This window comes from Methylosinus sp. is20ea (assembly GCF_059718135.1).
In genome coordinates this window covers 2,096,902-2,113,979 of sequence record NZ_AP046088.1, presented here as the reverse complement: position 1 = coordinate 2,113,979, position 17,078 = coordinate 2,096,902, and the positions used below count along the sequence as shown (strand labels likewise).

11 protein-coding genes are annotated in these 17,078 nt (G+C 65.3%); 5 read left to right on the top strand and 6 right to left on the bottom strand.

What is annotated here, in order from left to right; all coding sequences use genetic code 11:
* Nucleotides 1–30: 30 nt before the first annotated feature.
* Both AC6IY7_RS09615 and AC6IY7_RS09610 read right to left on the bottom strand, forming a co-directional pair.
* Entirely contained in the window at nucleotides 31–1,974 is a 1,944-nt protein-coding gene (locus tag AC6IY7_RS09615) for a PrkA family serine protein kinase (protein ID WP_497778736.1), read from the bottom strand.
* 367 nt (nucleotides 1,975–2,341) lie between these two features.
* Nucleotides 2,342–2,782, bottom strand: coding sequence for a Fur family transcriptional regulator (locus AC6IY7_RS09610; protein WP_497778735.1), 441 nt, complete (start codon nucleotides 2,780–2,782; stop codon nucleotides 2,342–2,344).
* A gap of 165 nt (nucleotides 2,783–2,947) precedes the next feature.
* Between AC6IY7_RS09610 and AC6IY7_RS09605 the strand changes: the two genes are divergently transcribed.
* Nucleotides 2,948–4,195: an argininosuccinate synthase gene (locus AC6IY7_RS09605; protein WP_497778734.1), complete on the top strand. Its 1,248-nt coding sequence runs from the start codon at nucleotides 2,948–2,950 to the stop codon at nucleotides 4,193–4,195.
* A gap of 81 nt (nucleotides 4,196–4,276) precedes the next feature.
* Entirely contained in the window at nucleotides 4,277–5,650 is a 1,374-nt protein-coding gene (locus tag AC6IY7_RS09600) for a TAXI family TRAP transporter solute-binding subunit (RefSeq protein ID WP_497778733.1), read from the top strand.
* Between the two features lie 5 nt (nucleotides 5,651–5,655).
* Here AC6IY7_RS09600 and AC6IY7_RS09595 read toward each other — a convergent pair whose 3' ends face one another.
* Nucleotides 5,656–6,429, bottom strand: coding sequence for a Fic family protein (locus AC6IY7_RS09595; RefSeq protein WP_497778732.1), 774 nt, complete (start codon nucleotides 6,427–6,429; stop codon nucleotides 5,656–5,658).
* Nucleotides 6,430–6,637: 208 nt separating this feature from the next.
* Between AC6IY7_RS09595 and typA the strand changes: the two genes are divergently transcribed.
* Nucleotides 6,638–8,458: a translational GTPase TypA gene (gene typA, locus AC6IY7_RS09590; RefSeq protein ID WP_497778731.1), complete on the top strand. Its 1,821-nt coding sequence runs from the start codon at nucleotides 6,638–6,640 to the stop codon at nucleotides 8,456–8,458.
* Between the two features lie 48 nt (nucleotides 8,459–8,506).
* On the opposite strand, the gene otsA is transcribed toward typA, so the two are convergent.
* Genes otsA through otsB form a run of 3 tightly spaced genes read right to left on the bottom strand, consistent with a single transcriptional unit; the run spans nucleotide 8,507 to nucleotide 12,452 of the window.
* Nucleotides 8,507–9,895 (bottom strand): alpha,alpha-trehalose-phosphate synthase (UDP-forming), encoded by a 1,389-nt coding sequence (otsA, locus tag AC6IY7_RS09585; RefSeq protein WP_497778730.1) that lies wholly within the window; start codon nucleotides 9,893–9,895, stop codon nucleotides 8,507–8,509.
* Nucleotides 9,892–11,706, bottom strand: a complete 1,815-nt coding sequence (locus AC6IY7_RS09580) for a glycoside hydrolase family 15 protein (protein ID WP_497778729.1) — start codon at nucleotides 11,704–11,706, stop codon at nucleotides 9,892–9,894. Before AC6IY7_RS09580 ends, otsA begins: the two co-directional genes overlap by 4 nt.
* Entirely contained in the window at nucleotides 11,703–12,452 is a 750-nt protein-coding gene (gene otsB, locus AC6IY7_RS09575; RefSeq protein ID WP_497778728.1) for a trehalose-phosphatase, read from the bottom strand. The genes AC6IY7_RS09580 and otsB overlap by 4 nt, the downstream gene beginning before the upstream one ends.
* Nucleotides 12,453–12,698: 246 nt before the next feature.
* Between otsB and putA the strand changes: the two genes are divergently transcribed.
* Nucleotides 12,699–15,773, top strand: coding sequence for a bifunctional proline dehydrogenase/L-glutamate gamma-semialdehyde dehydrogenase PutA (gene putA / locus AC6IY7_RS09570; RefSeq protein WP_497778727.1), 3,075 nt, complete (start codon nucleotides 12,699–12,701; stop codon nucleotides 15,771–15,773).
* A 102-nt stretch (nucleotides 15,774–15,875) separates the two neighbouring features.
* A complete protein-coding gene (locus AC6IY7_RS09565; RefSeq protein WP_497778726.1) occupies nucleotides 15,876–17,045 on the top strand; it encodes an isovaleryl-CoA dehydrogenase in 1,170 nt (389 codons plus the stop codon).
* Nucleotides 17,046–17,078: the final 33 nt, after the last annotated feature.

Below are 17,078 nucleotides of genomic sequence, written 5' to 3'. Positions count from 1 at the left end.
ATCACCCGTTTCTCGCCGGCCGCCTTTCGGTCAACCGGCTTGTTTTACGCGCATATACCACTCGACCAGACGGCGCACTTGCCGCTCCGTGTAGCCGCGGGCCATCATGCGGCTTACGAATTCTGCATGTTTTTTTTCTGTCTGAGTGTCTTTTTTCGATCCGAATGAAATGATCGGCAGCAGCTCCTCGACCTGCGAGAACATGCGCCGCTCGATGACGTCGCGGATCTTCTCATAGCTCGCCCAGGAGGGATTGCGCCCCTCATTGGCGGCGCGCCAGCGCAGCGCGAACTTGACCACCTCGTTGCGGAAGTCCTTCGGATTGGCGATGCCGGCGGGCTTCTCGATCTTGGTCAGCTCCTGGTTCAGGAGATCGCGGTCGAGCATCTGGCCGGTGTCCGGATCCTTGAAATCCTGATCCTCGATCCAGGCGTCGGCGTAGTCGATATAGCGGTCGAAGAGATTTTGACCGTAATCCTGATAGGATTCGAGATAGGCCTTCTGGATTTCATGGCCAATGAATTCGGCGTAGCGCGGCGCGAGCTCGGCCTTGATGAACTCGAGATAACGCTTCTCCGTCTCCGGCGGCATTTGATCGCGGCGCAGCGACTGCTCCAGCACATACATGAGATGCACCGGATCGGCCGCGACCTCGACCGTATCGTGGTTGAAAGTCGCCGCCAGCACTTTGAAGGCGAAGCGGGTGGAGCAGCCGTCCATACCCTCGTCCACGCCGGCCGCGTCCTTATACTCGAGCATGCTGCGGGCGCGTGGGTCGACCTCGCGCAGGCTCTCGCCGTCATAGACGCGCATCTTGGAGAAGAGATTGGAGTTCTCATGCGGCTTCAGGCGCGAGAGCACGATGAAGCGGGCGAGCATTTCCAGCGTGCTCGGCGCGCAGCTCGCCTCGGCGAGCTCGGAGCCGTGCAGCAGCTTCTCATAGATGCGCTGCTCCTCGGTGACGCGCAGGCAATAGGGCACTTTGATCACATAGATGCGATCGATGAAGGCCTCATTGTTGCGGTTGTTCTTGAAGCTCTGCCATTCCGCCTCGTTGGAATGGGCCATCACGATGCCGGAGAAGGGAATTGCGCCGATATTCTCCGTGCCGATGTAATTCGCCTCCTGCGTGGCCGTCAGCAGGGGATGAAGCATCTTGATCGGGGCCTTGAACATCTCGACGAATTCGAGAAGGCCCTGATTGGCGCGGTTGAGGCCGCCGGAATAGCTGTAGGCGTCCGGATCGGCCTGGGCGAGATTCTCGAGCTTGCGAATGTCCACCTTGCCGACGAGCGAGGAAATGTCCTGATTATTCTCGTCGCCGGGCTCGGTCTTGGCGATGGCGATCTGACGCAGGCGCGAGGGCGTGATCTTGACCACGGTGAATTGGGTGATGTCGCCGCCATATTCGTCGAGGCGCTTGAGGCACCAGGGGCTCATCAGCCCGTTGAGGCGCCGGCGCGGTATGCCATAGCGCTGCTCGAGCATGTCGCCCGCCGTCGCCGGGTCGAAGAGGCCGAGCGGGCTCTCGAAGACCGGGGAGAGTTCCTCGCCGGCCTTCAGCACATAGATCGGATCGATCTCCATCAGCGCCTTCAGCCGCTCGGCGAGCGAGGATTTGCCGCCGCCGACGGGGCCGAGCAGATAGAGGATCTGCTTGCGCTCCTCGAGCCCCTGCGCCGCATGGCGGAAGAAGCTCACGATCCGCTCGATCGTCTCCTCCATGCCGAAAAACTCGGCGAAGGCCGGATAGACGCGGATGGTGCGGTTCATGAAGATGCGGCCCAGCCTCGGGTCGCGTGATGTGTCGATGAGCTCCGGCTCGCCGATGGCGTCGAGAATGCGCTCTGCGGCGGTCGCATAGGTCTTCGGATTTTCACGGCATAGATCGAGATAGTCGGACAGCGTCATCTCGACGGCCCGCCTGCCTCTGTATGATCTCGCAAAATCCGCAAAAACGTCGGAGTTCGTCATGGGGCACCTGTCGCTCGAGCGCTATGGCTCACGAATGCCGGCGGCGCGAAACTGATCGGCCGCCTCTGGTCTTCGCCGTCGACCGCCCCACCCCTGTCGACTGGTCGAAGACCGAGTTCCGGGAGTGCGAGGCAAAGTTTGTGCCGGCCGCGGCGGGAAGCTTGTCTCCTGTCATATGAGCATCGATGTCTGCTCAGGGTAGACGTGACGGTTGATTCCCTCATCACTCGGGCGTGAACCTCACTCGAGGCGCGTGATCATCACTTGGGGCGCGATCGACGATATTGACGAAGATCGGGGGCGGCGTCGACACCAATCCTCCGCCTGTTGGTAAAGTTCTCGAGCGGGAGGCGCTCGGGCGCAAGGCTCAGGCCTCCTTTCGCTCTGCGGCGGCGCAGCGCTCGCAGAGTCCGGCGATCTCGACCACGCGCGTGCGCGGCTGGAAGCGGGCCGCCGCGGCGAGGCCGGCGAGGCCGCGCGTCAGCTCGGGGCTCGTCGCCTCGCTCACCTCGCCGCATTCGTCGCAGATCAGAAAGATCACCGGCTCGCCCGCCTCATGGGAGTGGCCGCAGACGACGAAGGCGTTGCGGGAGGCCAGCCGATGGGCGAGGCCCTGGTCGAGCAGATAGCCGAGCGCCCGATAGACGGAGATCGGCGCCGGCCGTTTGCCCTTCTCGTCAGCGAGAAGATCGATCATCTCATAGGCGCCGACCGGCCGGTTCGCCCTGGTGAGAATGTCCAGCGCGGCGCGCCGCGCCGGCGTGAGGCCCCGCGCCGCCGTCCTCGGCGCGACTCGCTTCGTGCTCATAACCCATTGTAGCGCGCCGCGGCGGCGATGACGAGACGGCCTTTGTCCGGGTCGGGGCTTCCGGGCTGCAGGATGCGGGGCTCCGGCTTGCGCGCGCGCGGCGCGCCTCTATAGTCGCGGCGCGATGCGCGCCCGCGCGAGGCGGCGCCGAAAGAAGAACCTCGAATGACCCGCTCCAAGAAAGACATCAAACGCGTCGTTCTCGCCTATTCCGGCGGCCTCGACACCTCGATCATCCTCAAATGGCTGCAGACCACCTATGGCTGCGAGGTCGTGACCTTCACCGCCGACCTCGGCCAGGGCGAGGAATTGGAGCCCGCCCGCGCCAAGGCCGAGCTGCTCGGCGTCAAGCCCGAGCATATTTTCATCGAGGATCTGCGCGAGGAGTTCGTCCGCGACTTCGTTTTCCCCATGTTCCGCGCCAACGCCCTCTATGAGGGGCTCTATCTGCTCGGAACCTCGATCGCTCGCCCGCTCATCGCCAAGAAGCAGATCGAGATCGCCCGGCGCCTGGGGGCAGACGCCGTCTGCCATGGCGCGACCGGCAAGGGCAATGATCAGGTCCGTTTCGAGCTCGGCTATTACGCGCTGGAGCCGGACATCGCCGTCATCGCCCCCTGGCGCGAATGGGATCTGACCTCCCGCACCGCTCTCATCGATTTCGCGGAAATGAACCAGATTCCGATCGCCAAGGACAAGCGCGGCGACGCGCCCTTCTCGGTCGACGCCAATCTTCTGCACACCTCCTCCGAGGGCAAGGTGCTCGAGGATCCGGCGCAGGAAGTGCCGGATTATGTCTATTCCCGCACAATCGACCCGGAAAAGGCGCCCGACGTCCCGCAATATGTGACGATCGATTTCGAGAAGGGCGACGCCGTCGCCGTGGACGGCGAGGCGCTCACGCCCGCGGCGCTGCTGACCCGGCTCAACGAGCTCGGCCGCGCCCATGGCATCGGCCGGCTCGACCTCGTCGAGAACCGCTTCGTCGGCATCAAATCGCGCGGCATGTACGAGACTCCCGGCGGCTCCATTCTGCTCGTCGCCCATCGCGGCATAGAGAGCGTGACGCTGGATCGCGGCGCGGCGCATCTCAAAGACGAGATCATGCCGAAATACGCCGAGCTGATCTATAATGGCTTCTGGTTCGCGCCGGAGCGGGAGATGCTGCAGGCGCTGATCGACAAGAGCCAGGAGCTCGTCACCGGCCGCGTGCGGCTGAAGCTCTACAAGGGGAGCGCCTTTGTCGTCGGCCGCGAGAGCCCCTATTCGCTCTATGACAAGGAGCTCGTCACCTTCGAGGAGGGCGCGGTCGCTTATGACCATCGCGACGCCGAGGGCTTCATCAAGCTCAACGCGCTGCGCCTGCGCACGCTCGCCAAGCGCAGCGCCCGCGGCGCGAAGGAAAAGCCCTAGCCTCCACGACTTCGCCTCGCAGAAAGCCAGAATCGGGCGCAGTTTATGAGCACATTCGGCTTCGCAACCGAGGCTGATCCCATGCTGCGTATTGTTCTAGCGGTCCTGACCGCCTGCCTCGTCCTCGTGGGCGGGACGGCGGCGGCGCTCTATTTCTACAATCGGCCGGCGGAGCTGCGCGTCGCCGTCGCCCAGGGGACGCAGGATTTCCGCCTGCTCACCGCGGCGGCGCAGGCCTTCTCCCACCAGCACGAGCAGGTGCGTCTGAAGGTCGTCCCGGTCGTCGACACCGCCGCGGCCGCCGCCGCGCTGGAGCAGGGCTCGGCCGATCTCGCGGCGGCGCGCAGCGACGCGCTGCCGCCCTCGGCGCAGGCGCTCGTCGTCCTGCATCGCAACGCCGCCGTGCTCATCGCGCCGGGCGGCTCCAAGATCAAGCGCGTCGCCGATCTGCGCGGCAAGAGAATCGGCGTCGTCCAGGAGATCGCCGGCGCGCGCGGCAATGTCCGGCTGCTCGAGACAATTCTGGCTCAATATGAAATTCCCGAGCAGAACTTCGCGACAGTGACGCTCCAGCCGGTCGAGGTCGAAGCCGCGCTCCGCGCGCGCAAGATCGACGCCGTCTTCCTGGTGGCCATTCCGCAGATCGGCCCGGCGAGCGATGTGATCCATCAGATCGTCGCCGCCGGCGGCAAGAAGCCGCCGATCTTTCTGCCCGTCGCCGAGGCCAAGGCCATCGCCAAGCGCTATCCGACGCTGGAGGAGACCGAGATCGTCCATGGCGCTTTCGGCGGCGACCCGCCCCGCCCGGATCAGGCGCTCGAGACCACCAGCGTCGCTGTTCTTCTCGTCGGCCGGCCGTCGATTCCGGCGAATGTCGCCGGCGAGACGACGCGCCAATTCCTGACCCATAGATCGATGATCGCCGCGCTCGCGCCGCTCGCCAATAATATGGAAGCGCCCTCCACCGACAAGGATTCGGCGGTGCCTGCCCATCAGGGCACGATCGACTTCATCGACGGCAACGAGCACGGATTCTTCGATAAATACAGCGACTTCTTCTATCTCGGCGCGATGCTCATGTCGCTCGTCGGCTCGGCCGCCGCGGCGCTCGCCAGCCGCATGAGGACGAAGACGCATGAGCGCTCGGAGCAGCTGATCGAGCGCCTGCTCGAAATCCTGCCCGCCGCCCGCGCGGCGCAGGACTTCGCCGAGCTCGACGGCTATGAGCGCGAGCTGGACCAGGCGCTGGTCAGCTCCGTCGCCGATCTGCGGTTGCGCAATATGGATGCGACCGCGCTGCATGTGGTCTCGCTGGCGCTGGACCAGGCGCGGCTGGCGATTCAGGAGCGGCGCCGCACGCTCTGCGAAGCGAAGGGCGAGGCGCCGATGGAGGAGCTGGCGAAGGGGGAGATCGCCGCCTTCCCGCTGCTGCGAACGATTCCGGCGGCGGAATAGGCGCGTCAGCCGGTTGGAGGATGGTCTTCCGGCGGAAGCGCCTCCTCCAGCACGCCGATATATTCGGCCAAGGTCGCGTCGAGCCGCTCGCACATGAAAGTCCGATAGGGAATGGCGTCGTCGGCGAGCGAGGCGCGCTCGAGACTGTCCAGATAGGCTTTGCGGTCCTCCGGCCGCACCGAGACCGGAGGATAGCCGCCGCGGATGAGCAGCAGATTCATCAGCAGTCGCGCCGTTCGGCCATTGCCGTCCGCGAAGGGATGGATTGCGGTCAGCCGGAAATGCGCCTCGAAGGCCGTGAGCGGCTCGGTGGTGGCGGCCGACAGCAGCCATGCGCCGAACCCCTCCATCAATTGCGGAATCTTCGCCGGATTGGGAAACGTCACGGCCGAGCCGGCGATACGGCGAGGATTGCGGCTGTAGATTCCGGCAATGCTCGACTGGCTTCGCGCGACGATCCGGCGATGCAGCTCGCACACCGTATCCTCGCCCACGAGACCGCTGTTGGCCGCCAGCTCGCGCCCCCAGAGCAGGGCCTCGTAATGGTCGACCGCCTCGAGATGCTCGCGAAGCGACTTGCCGCCGACGGTGACGCCATGCTCGACGACCTCGGCGGTCTCTCGCAGGGTCAGCGTGTTTCCCTCTATCGCGTTGGATGTGTAGGTGAGCTCGACGTCATAGTGCTTTTGGAGCTGGGCGACCGCATCGGCCCGCAAAGGGCGCAGCCGGTCGAGCCGGGCCTTTTTTCTCGCAATGCTGTCAATGAGATCGCCAGCCATGCGAATCTCATATCAGATAATTGAAATCACGTCATGTTTCACGAAAGCCGGAACCTGTCGGGCCCGGTTCCGCCCCCCCTGCCGCAACGCTTCCCATTCGCGCTGCGCTCCTGTATGAGATGCCGCACTGCAAAAAGTCGCGGTCCGCCTCGCGCCCGAAAGGAGCGCCGGGCCGCGCTTCGCCCGCGAACCGATCGGCCCTAATCCCATGAAGCTGCGCAACATCGCCATCATCGCCCACGTCGACCACGGCAAGACGACGCTCGTCGACCGCCTTCTCCAGCAGTCGGGCGCCTTCCGCGAGAACCAGCGCGTCGTCGAACGGGTGATGGACAGCAACGATCTCGAGAAAGAGCGCGGCATCACCATCATGGCCAAGGCGACCTCCATCGCCTGGAAGGACACGCGCATCAATATCGTCGACACCCCCGGCCACGCCGATTTCGGCGGCGAGGTGGAGCGCATCCTCTCCATGGTCGATGGCGCGATCGTGCTGGTGGACGCGGCCGAAGGGCCGATGCCGCAGACCAAATTCGTCGTCGGCAAGGCGCTGAAGATCGGCCTTCGCCCGATCGTCGCGATCAACAAGGTCGACAAGCCGGACGCCCGCATCAGCGAGGTCGTCAATGAGGTGTTCGACCTCTTCGCCGCGCTGGACGCCACCGACGAGCAGCTCGACTTCCCGATCATCTACGGCTCGGCCAAGCAGGGCTGGATGGCGGAGGAGCCGACCGGTCCGCAGGACGGCATGGCGCCGCTGTTCGATCTCGTCATCAAGCATGTGCCGGAGCCCAAGATCGAAGAGGGCGGCTTCCGCATGCTCGGCACGCTGCTCGAGGCCAATCCCTATCTCGGCCGCATCGTCACCGGCCGCGTCTTCGCCGGCAGCGTGAAGCCCAATCAGGCGGTGAAGGTGCTCGACCGCACCGGCAAGGTCGTCGAGCAGGGCCGCGTCTCCAAGATTCTCGCCTTCCGCGGCATTGAGCGCCAGCCGATCGACGAGGCGGAGGCCGGCGACATCGTCGCCATCGCCGGCCTCGAGAAATATAACGTCGCCGACACGCTCTGCGCGCTCGAGGTGAACGAGCCGCTGCAGGCGCAGCCGATCGATCCGCCGACGCTCTCCATGACCTTCCTCGTCAACGACTCGCCGCTGGCGGGAACGGAGGGCGACAAGGTCACGAGCCGCATGATCCGCGCCCGCCTGTTCAAGGAGGCCGAGGGCAATGTCGCGCTGCGCGTCGAAGATTCGCCCGGCGGCGAATCCTTCATCGTCTCCGGCCGCGGCGAATTGCAGCTCTCCATTCTCATCGAGACGATGCGCCGCGAGGGTTTCGAGGTCGGCGTCTCGCGTCCGAAGGTCGTGTTCCAGAAGGACGAGGACGGCGAGATTTTGGAGCCGATCGAGGAGGTCGTTATCGACGTCGACGAGGAGCATTCCGGCGTCGTCGTGCAGAAAATGTCCGAGCGCAAGGCCGAGATGATCGAGATGCGCCCCTCGGGCGGCAATCGCCTGCGTCTCGTCTTCCATGCGCCGACGCGCGGCCTCATCGGCTATCAGGGCGAATTGCTGACCGACACGCGCGGCACGGCAATCATGAACCGCCTGTTCCACTCCTATTCACCCCACAAGGGCGAGATCATCGGCCGTCGCAATGGCGTGCTGATCTCCAATGAGCAGGGCGAGGCCGTCGCCTACGCCATGTGGAAGCTCGAGGATCGCGGCCCGATGATGATCGAGCCGGGCTGGAAGGTCTATCGCGGCATGATCGTCGGCGAGCATACGCGCGACAACGACCTCGAGATCAATGTGCTGAAGGGCAAGCAGCTCACCAACATCCGCGCCGCCGGCAAGGACGAGGCGGTGCGCCTCACCCCGCCGATCAGGATGACGCTGGAGAAGGCGCTGGCTTACATCGAGGACGACGAGCTGGTCGAGGTGACGCCGAAGTCGATCCGCCTGCGCAAGACCTATCTCGATCCGAACGAGCGCAAGCGCGCCCGCGGCAAATCCGCAGCTGTCGCGTAATCGCGACGCGCGCTTCCTTCTCCCACGAGTGGGAGAAGGAAGCGCGCTTCACGCAGCGAGCGGCATGCGGCAGGCGCTGAGCGCGCGCAAAAAACCATCCATCCAATTGAAGGAATCATGCTTGCGCACGCGCGCGAGCAGCGCCGCATGGCGCTCCTTGCGCTCGGCCAGCGGCATCACGATCGCCTTCTGCATCGCATTGGCGACCTCGTCGGCATCGTAAGGATTGACGATCAGCGCCTCTTGCAGCTCCTCCGCCGCGCCGGCGAAGCGCGACAGCACCAGCACGCCTGGATTCTCCGCATCCTGCGCGACGACATATTCTTTGGCGACGAGATTCATGCCGTCGCGCAGAGGCGTCACCAGCCCCACTTGTGAGCCGCGATAGAGCGCGGCGAGCGTGTCGCGATCGACGCGGCGATGCAGATAGCGCACCGGCGTCCAATCGAAATCGCCGAATTGGCCATTGATCTCGCCCGACAGCGCCTCCAGCTCGTGACGGATGTCGGCATAGGCCTGCACATCCTCGCGCGTCGGCGGCGCGATCTGCATCAGCGTCACCGCCTTGCAATTCTGCGGATGGATCTCGAGCAGACGCTTGAAGGAGCGCAGCCGATCCGGCAGGCCCTTGGTGTAATCGAGCCGATCGACGCCGATGACATTTATGCGCGGCTCGCCGGCGCGATGCAGACGCTGGATGCGCTTGGCCGCGCTCGGGCTCTCGGCCATGGCGGCGAAAGAATCGACGTCTATGCCGACCGGAAAGACAGACGCCGTCACCGTCTTGCCGCCGACGCGGACGAGGTCCGGCGTCAGCATCTCGCCCTGCATGAAGTCGCACATGAAGCGGAAGAAATTCGCCTGATCCGACTTCGTCTGGAAGCCGATGAGATCATATTCGACGAGCGCGTTCATCAGCCATTCGTGCTCGGGCATGGCGACGAGAACATCGGGCGGCGGAAATGGAATATGCAGAAAAAAGCCGATGCGATTGGAGACGCCGCGCTCGCGCAGCCCGGCGCCGAGCGGGATGAAGTGATAGTCGTGCACCCAGACGAGATCATTGCCCTTCAGCATGGGCGCGAGCTTCTCGGCGAAACGATCATTGACCCGGCGATAGCCGTCGATCGCCTCCTGCGCGAAGCGGGCGAGATCGAGCCTGCAGTGATGCACGGGCCAGAGCGCCGCATTGGCGAAGCCGAGATAATAATCGCGATAATCACGCTCGCTGAGCGGCATGGTCGCGAGCGTCAGCTCGTCGAATTTGACGCGGGACACATCGATCTCGGCGTCGTCGGCCACGATCTCGCCGTTCCAGCCGAACCACATGCCGCCGCGCTTGCGCAGAGCGTCGAGAATGCACACCGCGAGGCCGCCGGCGGCCTGGCTGCAGCCGGGGTCGGCGACGCGATTGGAGACGACGACGAGGCGTTTCATATGGCTTTCTCCCAAGAACGCGACAGCCTCATGGCGCAGTTGATGACGCCCACCATGGAATAGGTCTGCGGGTAGTTTCCCCAGGCTTCGCCGGTTTTGACGTCTATGTCCTCGGACATCATGCCGAGCCGATTGCGCTGGGCGAGCAGCGCCTCGAAATATTCGCGCGCCTCCTCGCGCCGCCCCATGCGGGCGAGCGCGTCGATGCGCCAGAAGGAGCAAGTGGTGAAGGCGGTGGTCGGCTCGCCGAAATCATCGGCCGCCTCATAGCGCATCATATGCGCGCCGCGGCCGAGCGCGGATTCGATCTGCTCCAACGTCGAGACCATGCGCGGATCATTGGCGTCGATGAAGCCGACCTCGATCATCAGCAGCACGCCGGCGTCGAGATGCTCGCCGTCGAGCGATTCGACGAAGGCCTGACGCTTTTGCGACCAGGCCCTCTCGAGAATCACCTGCTTGATGCGCTCGGCCTCCACGCGCCAGTCGCGGGCGCGTTCGGGCTCGCCGATGTAATCGGCGATGCGGGCAAGCCGATCGGCCGCCGCCCAGCACATGAGGCTCGATGTCGTATGCACGCGCGCGCGCGAGCGCAGCTCCCACATTCCGGCGTCCGGCTTGTCGTAGCAGGCGAGCGCCTGCCGGCCCATATCCTCGAGCCGCAGAAAATCCATGCGCGTCGGCGGCGACATCAGACGCCGGTCGAGAAAGGCCTGCGCCACGCCGAGAATGACATTGCCGTATGAATCGTGCTGGAAATGCTGATAGGCCTGATTGCCGACGCGCACCGGCCCCATGCCGCGATAGCCGGGCAGGTTGGGAATGATGCGCTCGGTGAGCTCCGATTCGAGGCCGAGTCCATAGACCGGCTGAATATGCGAGCCCGCCGCCGAAGCGACGACATTCATCAGCCAGTCGAAATAATTCTCCATCTTGCGCATGGCCGCCATGCGATTGAGCGCGCGCACGACGAAATAAGCGTCGCGCACCCAGCAATAGCGATAATCCCAATTGCGCTGCGTGTCCGCCGCTTCGGGAATGCTCGTCGTCAGCGCCGCGACGATGGCGCCGGTGCCTTCATAGGTGCAGAGCTTCAGCGTGATCGCAGCGCGGATCACCGCGCTCTGCCACTCGAAAGGAATGGCGAGCCGGTGCACCCAGCGGCGCCAATAGTCGCGCGTGCGCTCTTCGAAATTGCGCGCCGTATGCGCTATGCCCTCGTGCAGCGTCTCGTCCGGGCCGAGCACGAGATCGATAGGGCTGCTCAGATTGAACAGCGTCTCCTCGCGCACATAATCGAGCGGCGCATTGGTCGTCAGCCGCAAAATCGTGTGCGGGCCGACATAGCGAATGTGATGCGAGCCGAAGGTGAGGCTCGGAATGACCGCGCCATAGTCGTAGCGCGGGCGCAGGCGAATGCGGATGCGCGGCGTGCCGGAAACCGGCGTCAGCCGCCGGATCAGCATGTTCGGATGATAGAGCCGGTCGCGCCAGAAGAATCGCGGCGCGAAATCGGTGACGCGCACAGAGCCCTGCTTGCCATGCAGCACGGTCTCGAGAATGGCGGTGTTGCCGCTATATTCCTGCTCACTGTGGACACGATCCTCGAGATCGACGGCGAAGAAGCCGCCATCCTCCATATCCGGCGGCGAGCCGAGCAGGCTGTGGAACACGGGATCGCCGTCGAAACGCGGCAGGCAGCACCACACGACGCTGGCGTCGCGGTCGATGAGCGCGGCGAAGGAGCAATTGCCGACGACGCCGAGCTCGAGATCGCTGATCTTGCGCTCGTTCTGTTGCACGTCGCTCATCTCGCGCGCTCCTCTTGCGAAGCGCGCGAGAGCTCGGCGAGCCATCGATGCAATTCGCGCAGATCCGCGGCCCTGTAGCGCGCCAGAGTGGCGCTTCTCCCCACTTTGATGGACAGACCACCGAGCGCATTGACGGCGGCGAAGGCGACCTCATCCGTCACATCGTCGCCGGCGAAAATCGGCCGGCGGCCGCGGAACGGCTCTTCCTTCAAGAAAGCCTCGATGACGTCGCCCTTGTCGCCGCCCTGCAGGCGAATTTCGAAGACCATTTTTCCGGGCAGAATCTCGAGATCGGGCCGCTCGCGCGCCGCGCGTTCGGCGACGGCCCGGCATTTCGCCTCGAGCTCCGGCCGCAGACGATAGTGCAGCGCGACGGCGCCGGTCTTCCGCTCGACGATGACGCCCGGCTCGCGACCGAGATCCGCCTCGATCGCGCGAATGACCGGGTCGAGATCAGTGGAGGCTTCCGCCGAGCGATGCATGCGGCCGACGGCGTCGCGGCGCTGCAATCCATGCACGCCCGCCACCGGCAGCGTGAGCGGGCTCAGCAGCGCATCGATGACAGTGATATCCCGCCCCGAGACGACGGCGAGGGCGTCGCCGGCGGCGCGGCGCAGCGCGTCGAGAAGCGCGATCGTCGCCGCATCGACCTGCACAGCGTCCGGCCGCTCGGCGATTTCGGCGACCGTGCCGTCGAGATCTAGGAACAGCGCGAAGCGGCCGATGTCGTCGACATTGGGCAACATTATTCGAGCGTCTCCCTATGGCCGCATCTTGCCGCAGCGACTCGCAATGCTCATGTCGGATGGTAGGAACGGCGACGCTCGCGCCGGCTCGCGATGTCGCGATCCCCGTGTTCCCGCCCTCGCTTGTGAAACAACTATGGACGAGTTGCTCGTTTTCAATGACGATGACGGACATCGTAACGGCGACGCTCGCGTCATGGTCGTCTCGAGCTCGGACGGCCGACGCCATCGTTCAGGATGAATCCGATGCCGGGACTGGCCCCGTTTCACGCGCCTTACGCCCCCGCAGACGAGGAGATCGCGGCGCATCTCTTATCGGCCGCTTTCGCTGCGGAGCGGAGCACGCGCGTCGAGCCGCTCGCGCGGCGCCTGCTCGCGGCCGTGCGCGCGCCGAAGGGCGTCGCCAATGTCGAGCGGCTGCTGCAGGAATATTCGCTGTCGACGCGCGAGGGCCTCGCGCTGATGGCGCTGGCCGAATCGCTCTTGCGTGTCCCCGACGATTCGACGCTCGATCTTCTCATCGTCGACAAGCTCGCCGCCGGCGCCTTCGATCGCCATGCGCCCGCCTCCGACGCGCTGCTGGTGCAGGCGGCCGCTTTCGCGCTCGGATTGTCGACGAAAATTTTCGCCATGGAGGAGACGCCGCGCGGGCTCGTCGCGCAAGCGGCGCGCCGGCTCGGCATGCCGGCCTTGCGCGGCGCCGCGCGGCAGGCGATGAAGCTGATGGGCGGTCATTTCGTGCTCGGCGAAACGATAGAAGAGGCGCTCGCGCGCGCCGCCGCGGATGACGCGCGCCGCTGGCGCTATTCCTTCGATATGCTCGGCGAAGGCGCGCGCAGCGGCGCGGACGCCGATCGCTATTTCGCCTCCTATGCCGCAGCGATCGCGGCCATAGGCGCAAAGGCCGGAGCGCGCGCGCTTCCCGAGCGGCCGGGCGTCTCCGTCAAGCTCTCCGCGCTGCATCCGCGCTTCGAGCCTTTGTCGCGCGAGCGCGTGTTGCGCGAGCTCACGCCGCGCCTGCTCGAGCTCGCGCGTCTCGCCAAGCGGCATGATCTCGTCTTCACCGTCGACGCCGAGGAGGCCGATCGCCTCGAGCTGTCGCTCGATGTCATAGATGCGGTCGTCGCCGATTCGTCGCTCGCCGGCTGGGAGGGCTTCGGTCTCGCCATTCAGGCCTATCAAAAGCGCGCCGCCGCAGTGATCGATCATATCGAGGCGCTCGCCGAGGCCCATGGACGGCGCTTCATGGTTCGCCTCGTCAAAGGCGCCTATTGGGACACGGAGGTGAAGCGCGCACAGGAGCGTGGTCTAACCGATTATCCGGTGTTCACGCGCAAGGCGATGACGGATTTGAATTACATCGCCTGCGCCGATCGCCTGCTCGCGGCGCCGCGCATCTTCCCGCAATTCGCCACGCATAATGCGCTGACCGTGGCGACGATCGTCGAGCGCGCCGGCGACGCCTCGGCCTATGAATTCCAACGTCTGCACGGAATGGGCGAGGAGCTGTTCGAGGCGCTGCTCGACGAGGAGAAAAGCGCGAGCTGCCGCATCTATGCGCCGGTCGGACCGCATCGCGATCTGCTCGCCTATCTGGTGCGGCGCCTCATCGAGAACGGCGCCAACTCCTCCTTCGTCGCGCGCGCGGCCGACGCTTCGACGCCGGAGAGCGAATTGCTCGCGCCGCCGCGCGCGATCATCGGCGAGGCGTCGCGCGCGCGCCATTCGCGCGTGCCGCCGCCCGCCGATCTCTATCGTCCGCTGCGCGCCAATTCGAAAGGCGTCGAATTCGGCGATCGCGAAGCGCTCGCCGCGCTGCTGGCAGAGCGAGACGCCGTGCGCGCTCCCGCTCCGACGGCGGCGCCTTCTTGCGGCCGCAGCGGCGTAGCGCCGCGCGAATTACGCTCGCCGATCGACGATTCGCGCATCGGCTCCATCACCGAGGCCGATGCGGATGCCGCGCGCGCCGCAATGGCGGCGGCTTCGCGCGCCTTTCCGGCATGGGAGGCGACGCCGGTCGAAGCGCGCGCGACGATCATCGAGCGCGCGGCCGATCTCGTCGAGGCGCGGCGCGGACGGCTCATCGCGCTGCTGCAGCAGGAGGGCGGCAAGACGCTCGACGATGCGCTCGCCGAAGTGCGCGAGGCGGCCGATCTCTGCCGCTATTACGCGGGACGGGCGCGGCTGGTCTGCGAGGAGGAGGCGCTGCCTGGCCCGACGGGCGAGGACAATCGCCTGCGCCGGCGTGGGCGTGGCGTTTTCGTCTGCATCTCGCCGTGGAATTTTCCGCTGGCCATTTTTCTCGGCCAGATCGCGGCGGCGCTCGTCGCCGGCAACGCCGCTGTCGCCAAGCCGGCCGAGCAGACGCCGCTCGTCGCGCAAGAGGCCGTCGCGCTTTTGCTCGAGGCCGGCGTTCCGCGCGAGGCGCTGCAATATGTCCCCGGCGATGGCGCGATCGGCGCCGCGCTCGTCACGCATGAGCATGTCGCCGGCGTCGTCTTCACCGGCTCGACCGAGACCGCGCAGTCGATTCACCGCGCGCTCGCGGCGTCGAATGGGCCGATCGTTCCGCTCATCGCCGAGACAGGCGGCGTCAACGCCATGATCGTCGACTCGACGGCTCTGCTCGAGCAGGTCGTCGACGATGTCCTCGTCTCCGCCTTTCGCTCCGCCGGTCAGCGCTGCTCGGCGCTGCGGCTGCTCTGCCTGCAGGAGGACATAGCGGAGCCCGCGCTCGCCATGCTGATCGGCGCGGCGAAGGAGCTCCGCGTCGGCGATCCGCGTGATCTATCGACACATGTCGGCCCCGTCATCGACAAAGAAGCGAAAACGCGACTGGAGGATTATCTCGCGCGCCGCCGCGCGCAGGGGCGCGTGCTCTACGCCGGCGAGGCGCCGCAGCGCGGCAATTTCGTCGCGCCGCATATCGTGCGGCTCGATCGCGCCGGCGATCTCGGCGAGGAAATTTTCGGTCCCGTGCTCCATGTCGCGAGCTGGCGCGCCGGAGACGAAAAGGATTTCTTAAGGTTGGTCGAAGAAATAGCGGCGAATGGATTCGGCCTCACAATGGGTCTGCACACGCGCATAGAGGCTCGCATACGCGCTCTCGCCGAGACGACGCCGGCGGGCAATCTCTATGTCAATCGCAATATGATCGGCGCCGTGGTGGGCAGTCAGCCTTTCGGCGGATCGCGAATGAGCGGCACGGGGCCGAAGGCCGGCGGGCCGGACTATCTTCGTCGCTTCCTGCGTGAGGAGACGGTGACGATCAACAGCGCATCCTTCGGCGGCGATGCGCGTCTGCTGGCGCTGAAGGAGTGATCCGGACGCAAGAACGAATGAGGTCTCGCCCGCGCTCTCGGTCTTGAAAAGGACGGCCGCGGCCAAATATAGGCCATTATCGCGTCCGGAGGCTCGGGACCGATGCGTCACTGGATTCCATCGCTCGATTTCGCGCTCGGCGAAACCGCCGACATGTTGCGCGACCAGGTCGAAGCGTTCGCAGCGCGCAAGATCGCGCCGCGCGCCGCGACGATCGATCGCGAGAATGATTTCCCCTCGGACCTCTGGCTCGAGATGGGCGCGCTCGGCCTGCTCGGCGTCACCGTCGAGGAAGAATATGGCGGCGTCGGCCTCGGCTATCTCGAGCATGTCGTCATCATGGAGGAGCTGAGCCGCGCCTCCGCTTCCGTCGGCCTCTCTTATGGGGCCCATTCCAATCTCTGCGTGAATCAATTGCGCCGCAACGGAACGCGTGAGCAGAAGCGGCGCTATCTGCCCAAGCTCGTCTCCGGCGAGCATATCGGCGCGCTGGCCATGTCCGAGCCCGACGCCGGCTCGGATGTGGTGAATATGTCGATGCGCGCGGAAAAGCATGGCGACCGCTATGTGCTGAACGGCGATAAAATGTGGGTGACGAACGGACCCGACGCCGATGTCGTCATCGTCTATGGCAAGACCGACCCCGGCGCCGGCGCGCATGGCATAACGGCGTTCATCATAGAGAGAGCGTTCAAAGGATTCGAGCGCGCGCAAAAGCTCGACAAGCTCGGAATGCGCGGCTCCAACACATGCGAATTGCTGTTCTCCGATTGCGAGGTGCCGGAAGAGAATGTGCTCGGCCTGCCAGAGCGCGGCGTGAATGTATTGATGAGCGGGCTCGATTATGAGCGCGCCGTGCTCGCCGGCGGCCCCATCGGCATCATGCGCGCCTGCATGGATATCGTCGTGCCCTATGTGCACGACCGCAAGCAATTCGGCCATCCGATCGGCGAATTCCAGATCATGCAGGCCAAGCTCGCCGACATGTATACGACGCTCAACGCCGCGCGCGCCTATGTCTATGCCGTCGCGCGCGCCTGCGACCGCGGCCGCACGACGCGCAAGGACGCCGCCGGCGCCATTCTCTTCGCCGCGGAGAGTGCGACGCGCATGGCGCTGGAGGCCATCCAATGCCTCGGCGGCAATGGCTATATCAATGATTATCCGACCGGCCGGCTGCTGCGCGACGCCAAGCTCTATGAGATCGGCGCCGGCACCAGCGAAATTCGTCGCATGCTGATCGGCCGCGAGCTCTATAGCGAGACTTCGTGAGTTTGCGCGGCGGTCTTCGCCGCGACGAGAGAA

Excerpts from the sequence above, each read along its gene's own strand:
- AC6IY7_RS09605 (WP_497778734.1), top strand. The coding sequence starts at position 2,948 with ATGACCCGCTCCAAGAAAGACATCAAACGCGTCGTTCTCGCCTATTCC.
- AC6IY7_RS09610 (WP_497778735.1), bottom strand. The coding sequence starts at position 2,782 with ATGAGCACGAAGCGAGTCGCGCCGAGGACGGCGGCGCGGGGCCTCACG.
- AC6IY7_RS09580 (WP_497778729.1), bottom strand. The coding sequence starts at position 11,706 with ATGAGCGACGTGCAACAGAACGAGCGCAAGATCAGCGATCTCGAGCTC.
- AC6IY7_RS09595 (WP_497778732.1), bottom strand. The coding sequence starts at position 6,429 with ATGGCTGGCGATCTCATTGACAGCATTGCGAGAAAAAAGGCCCGGCTC.
- typA (WP_497778731.1), top strand. The coding sequence starts at position 6,638 with ATGAAGCTGCGCAACATCGCCATCATCGCCCACGTCGACCACGGCAAG.
- AC6IY7_RS09565 (WP_497778726.1), top strand. The coding sequence starts at position 15,876 with ATGCGTCACTGGATTCCATCGCTCGATTTCGCGCTCGGCGAAACCGCC.
- otsA (WP_497778730.1), bottom strand. The coding sequence starts at position 9,895 with ATGAAACGCCTCGTCGTCGTCTCCAATCGCGTCGCCGACCCCGGCTGC.
- AC6IY7_RS09615 (WP_497778736.1), bottom strand. The coding sequence starts at position 1,974 with ATGACGAACTCCGACGTTTTTGCGGATTTTGCGAGATCATACAGAGGC.
- putA (WP_497778727.1), top strand. The coding sequence starts at position 12,699 with ATGCCGGGACTGGCCCCGTTTCACGCGCCTTACGCCCCCGCAGACGAG.
- AC6IY7_RS09600 (WP_497778733.1), top strand. The coding sequence starts at position 4,277 with ATGCTGCGTATTGTTCTAGCGGTCCTGACCGCCTGCCTCGTCCTCGTG.
- otsB (WP_497778728.1), bottom strand. The coding sequence starts at position 12,452 with ATGTTGCCCAATGTCGACGACATCGGCCGCTTCGCGCTGTTCCTAGAT.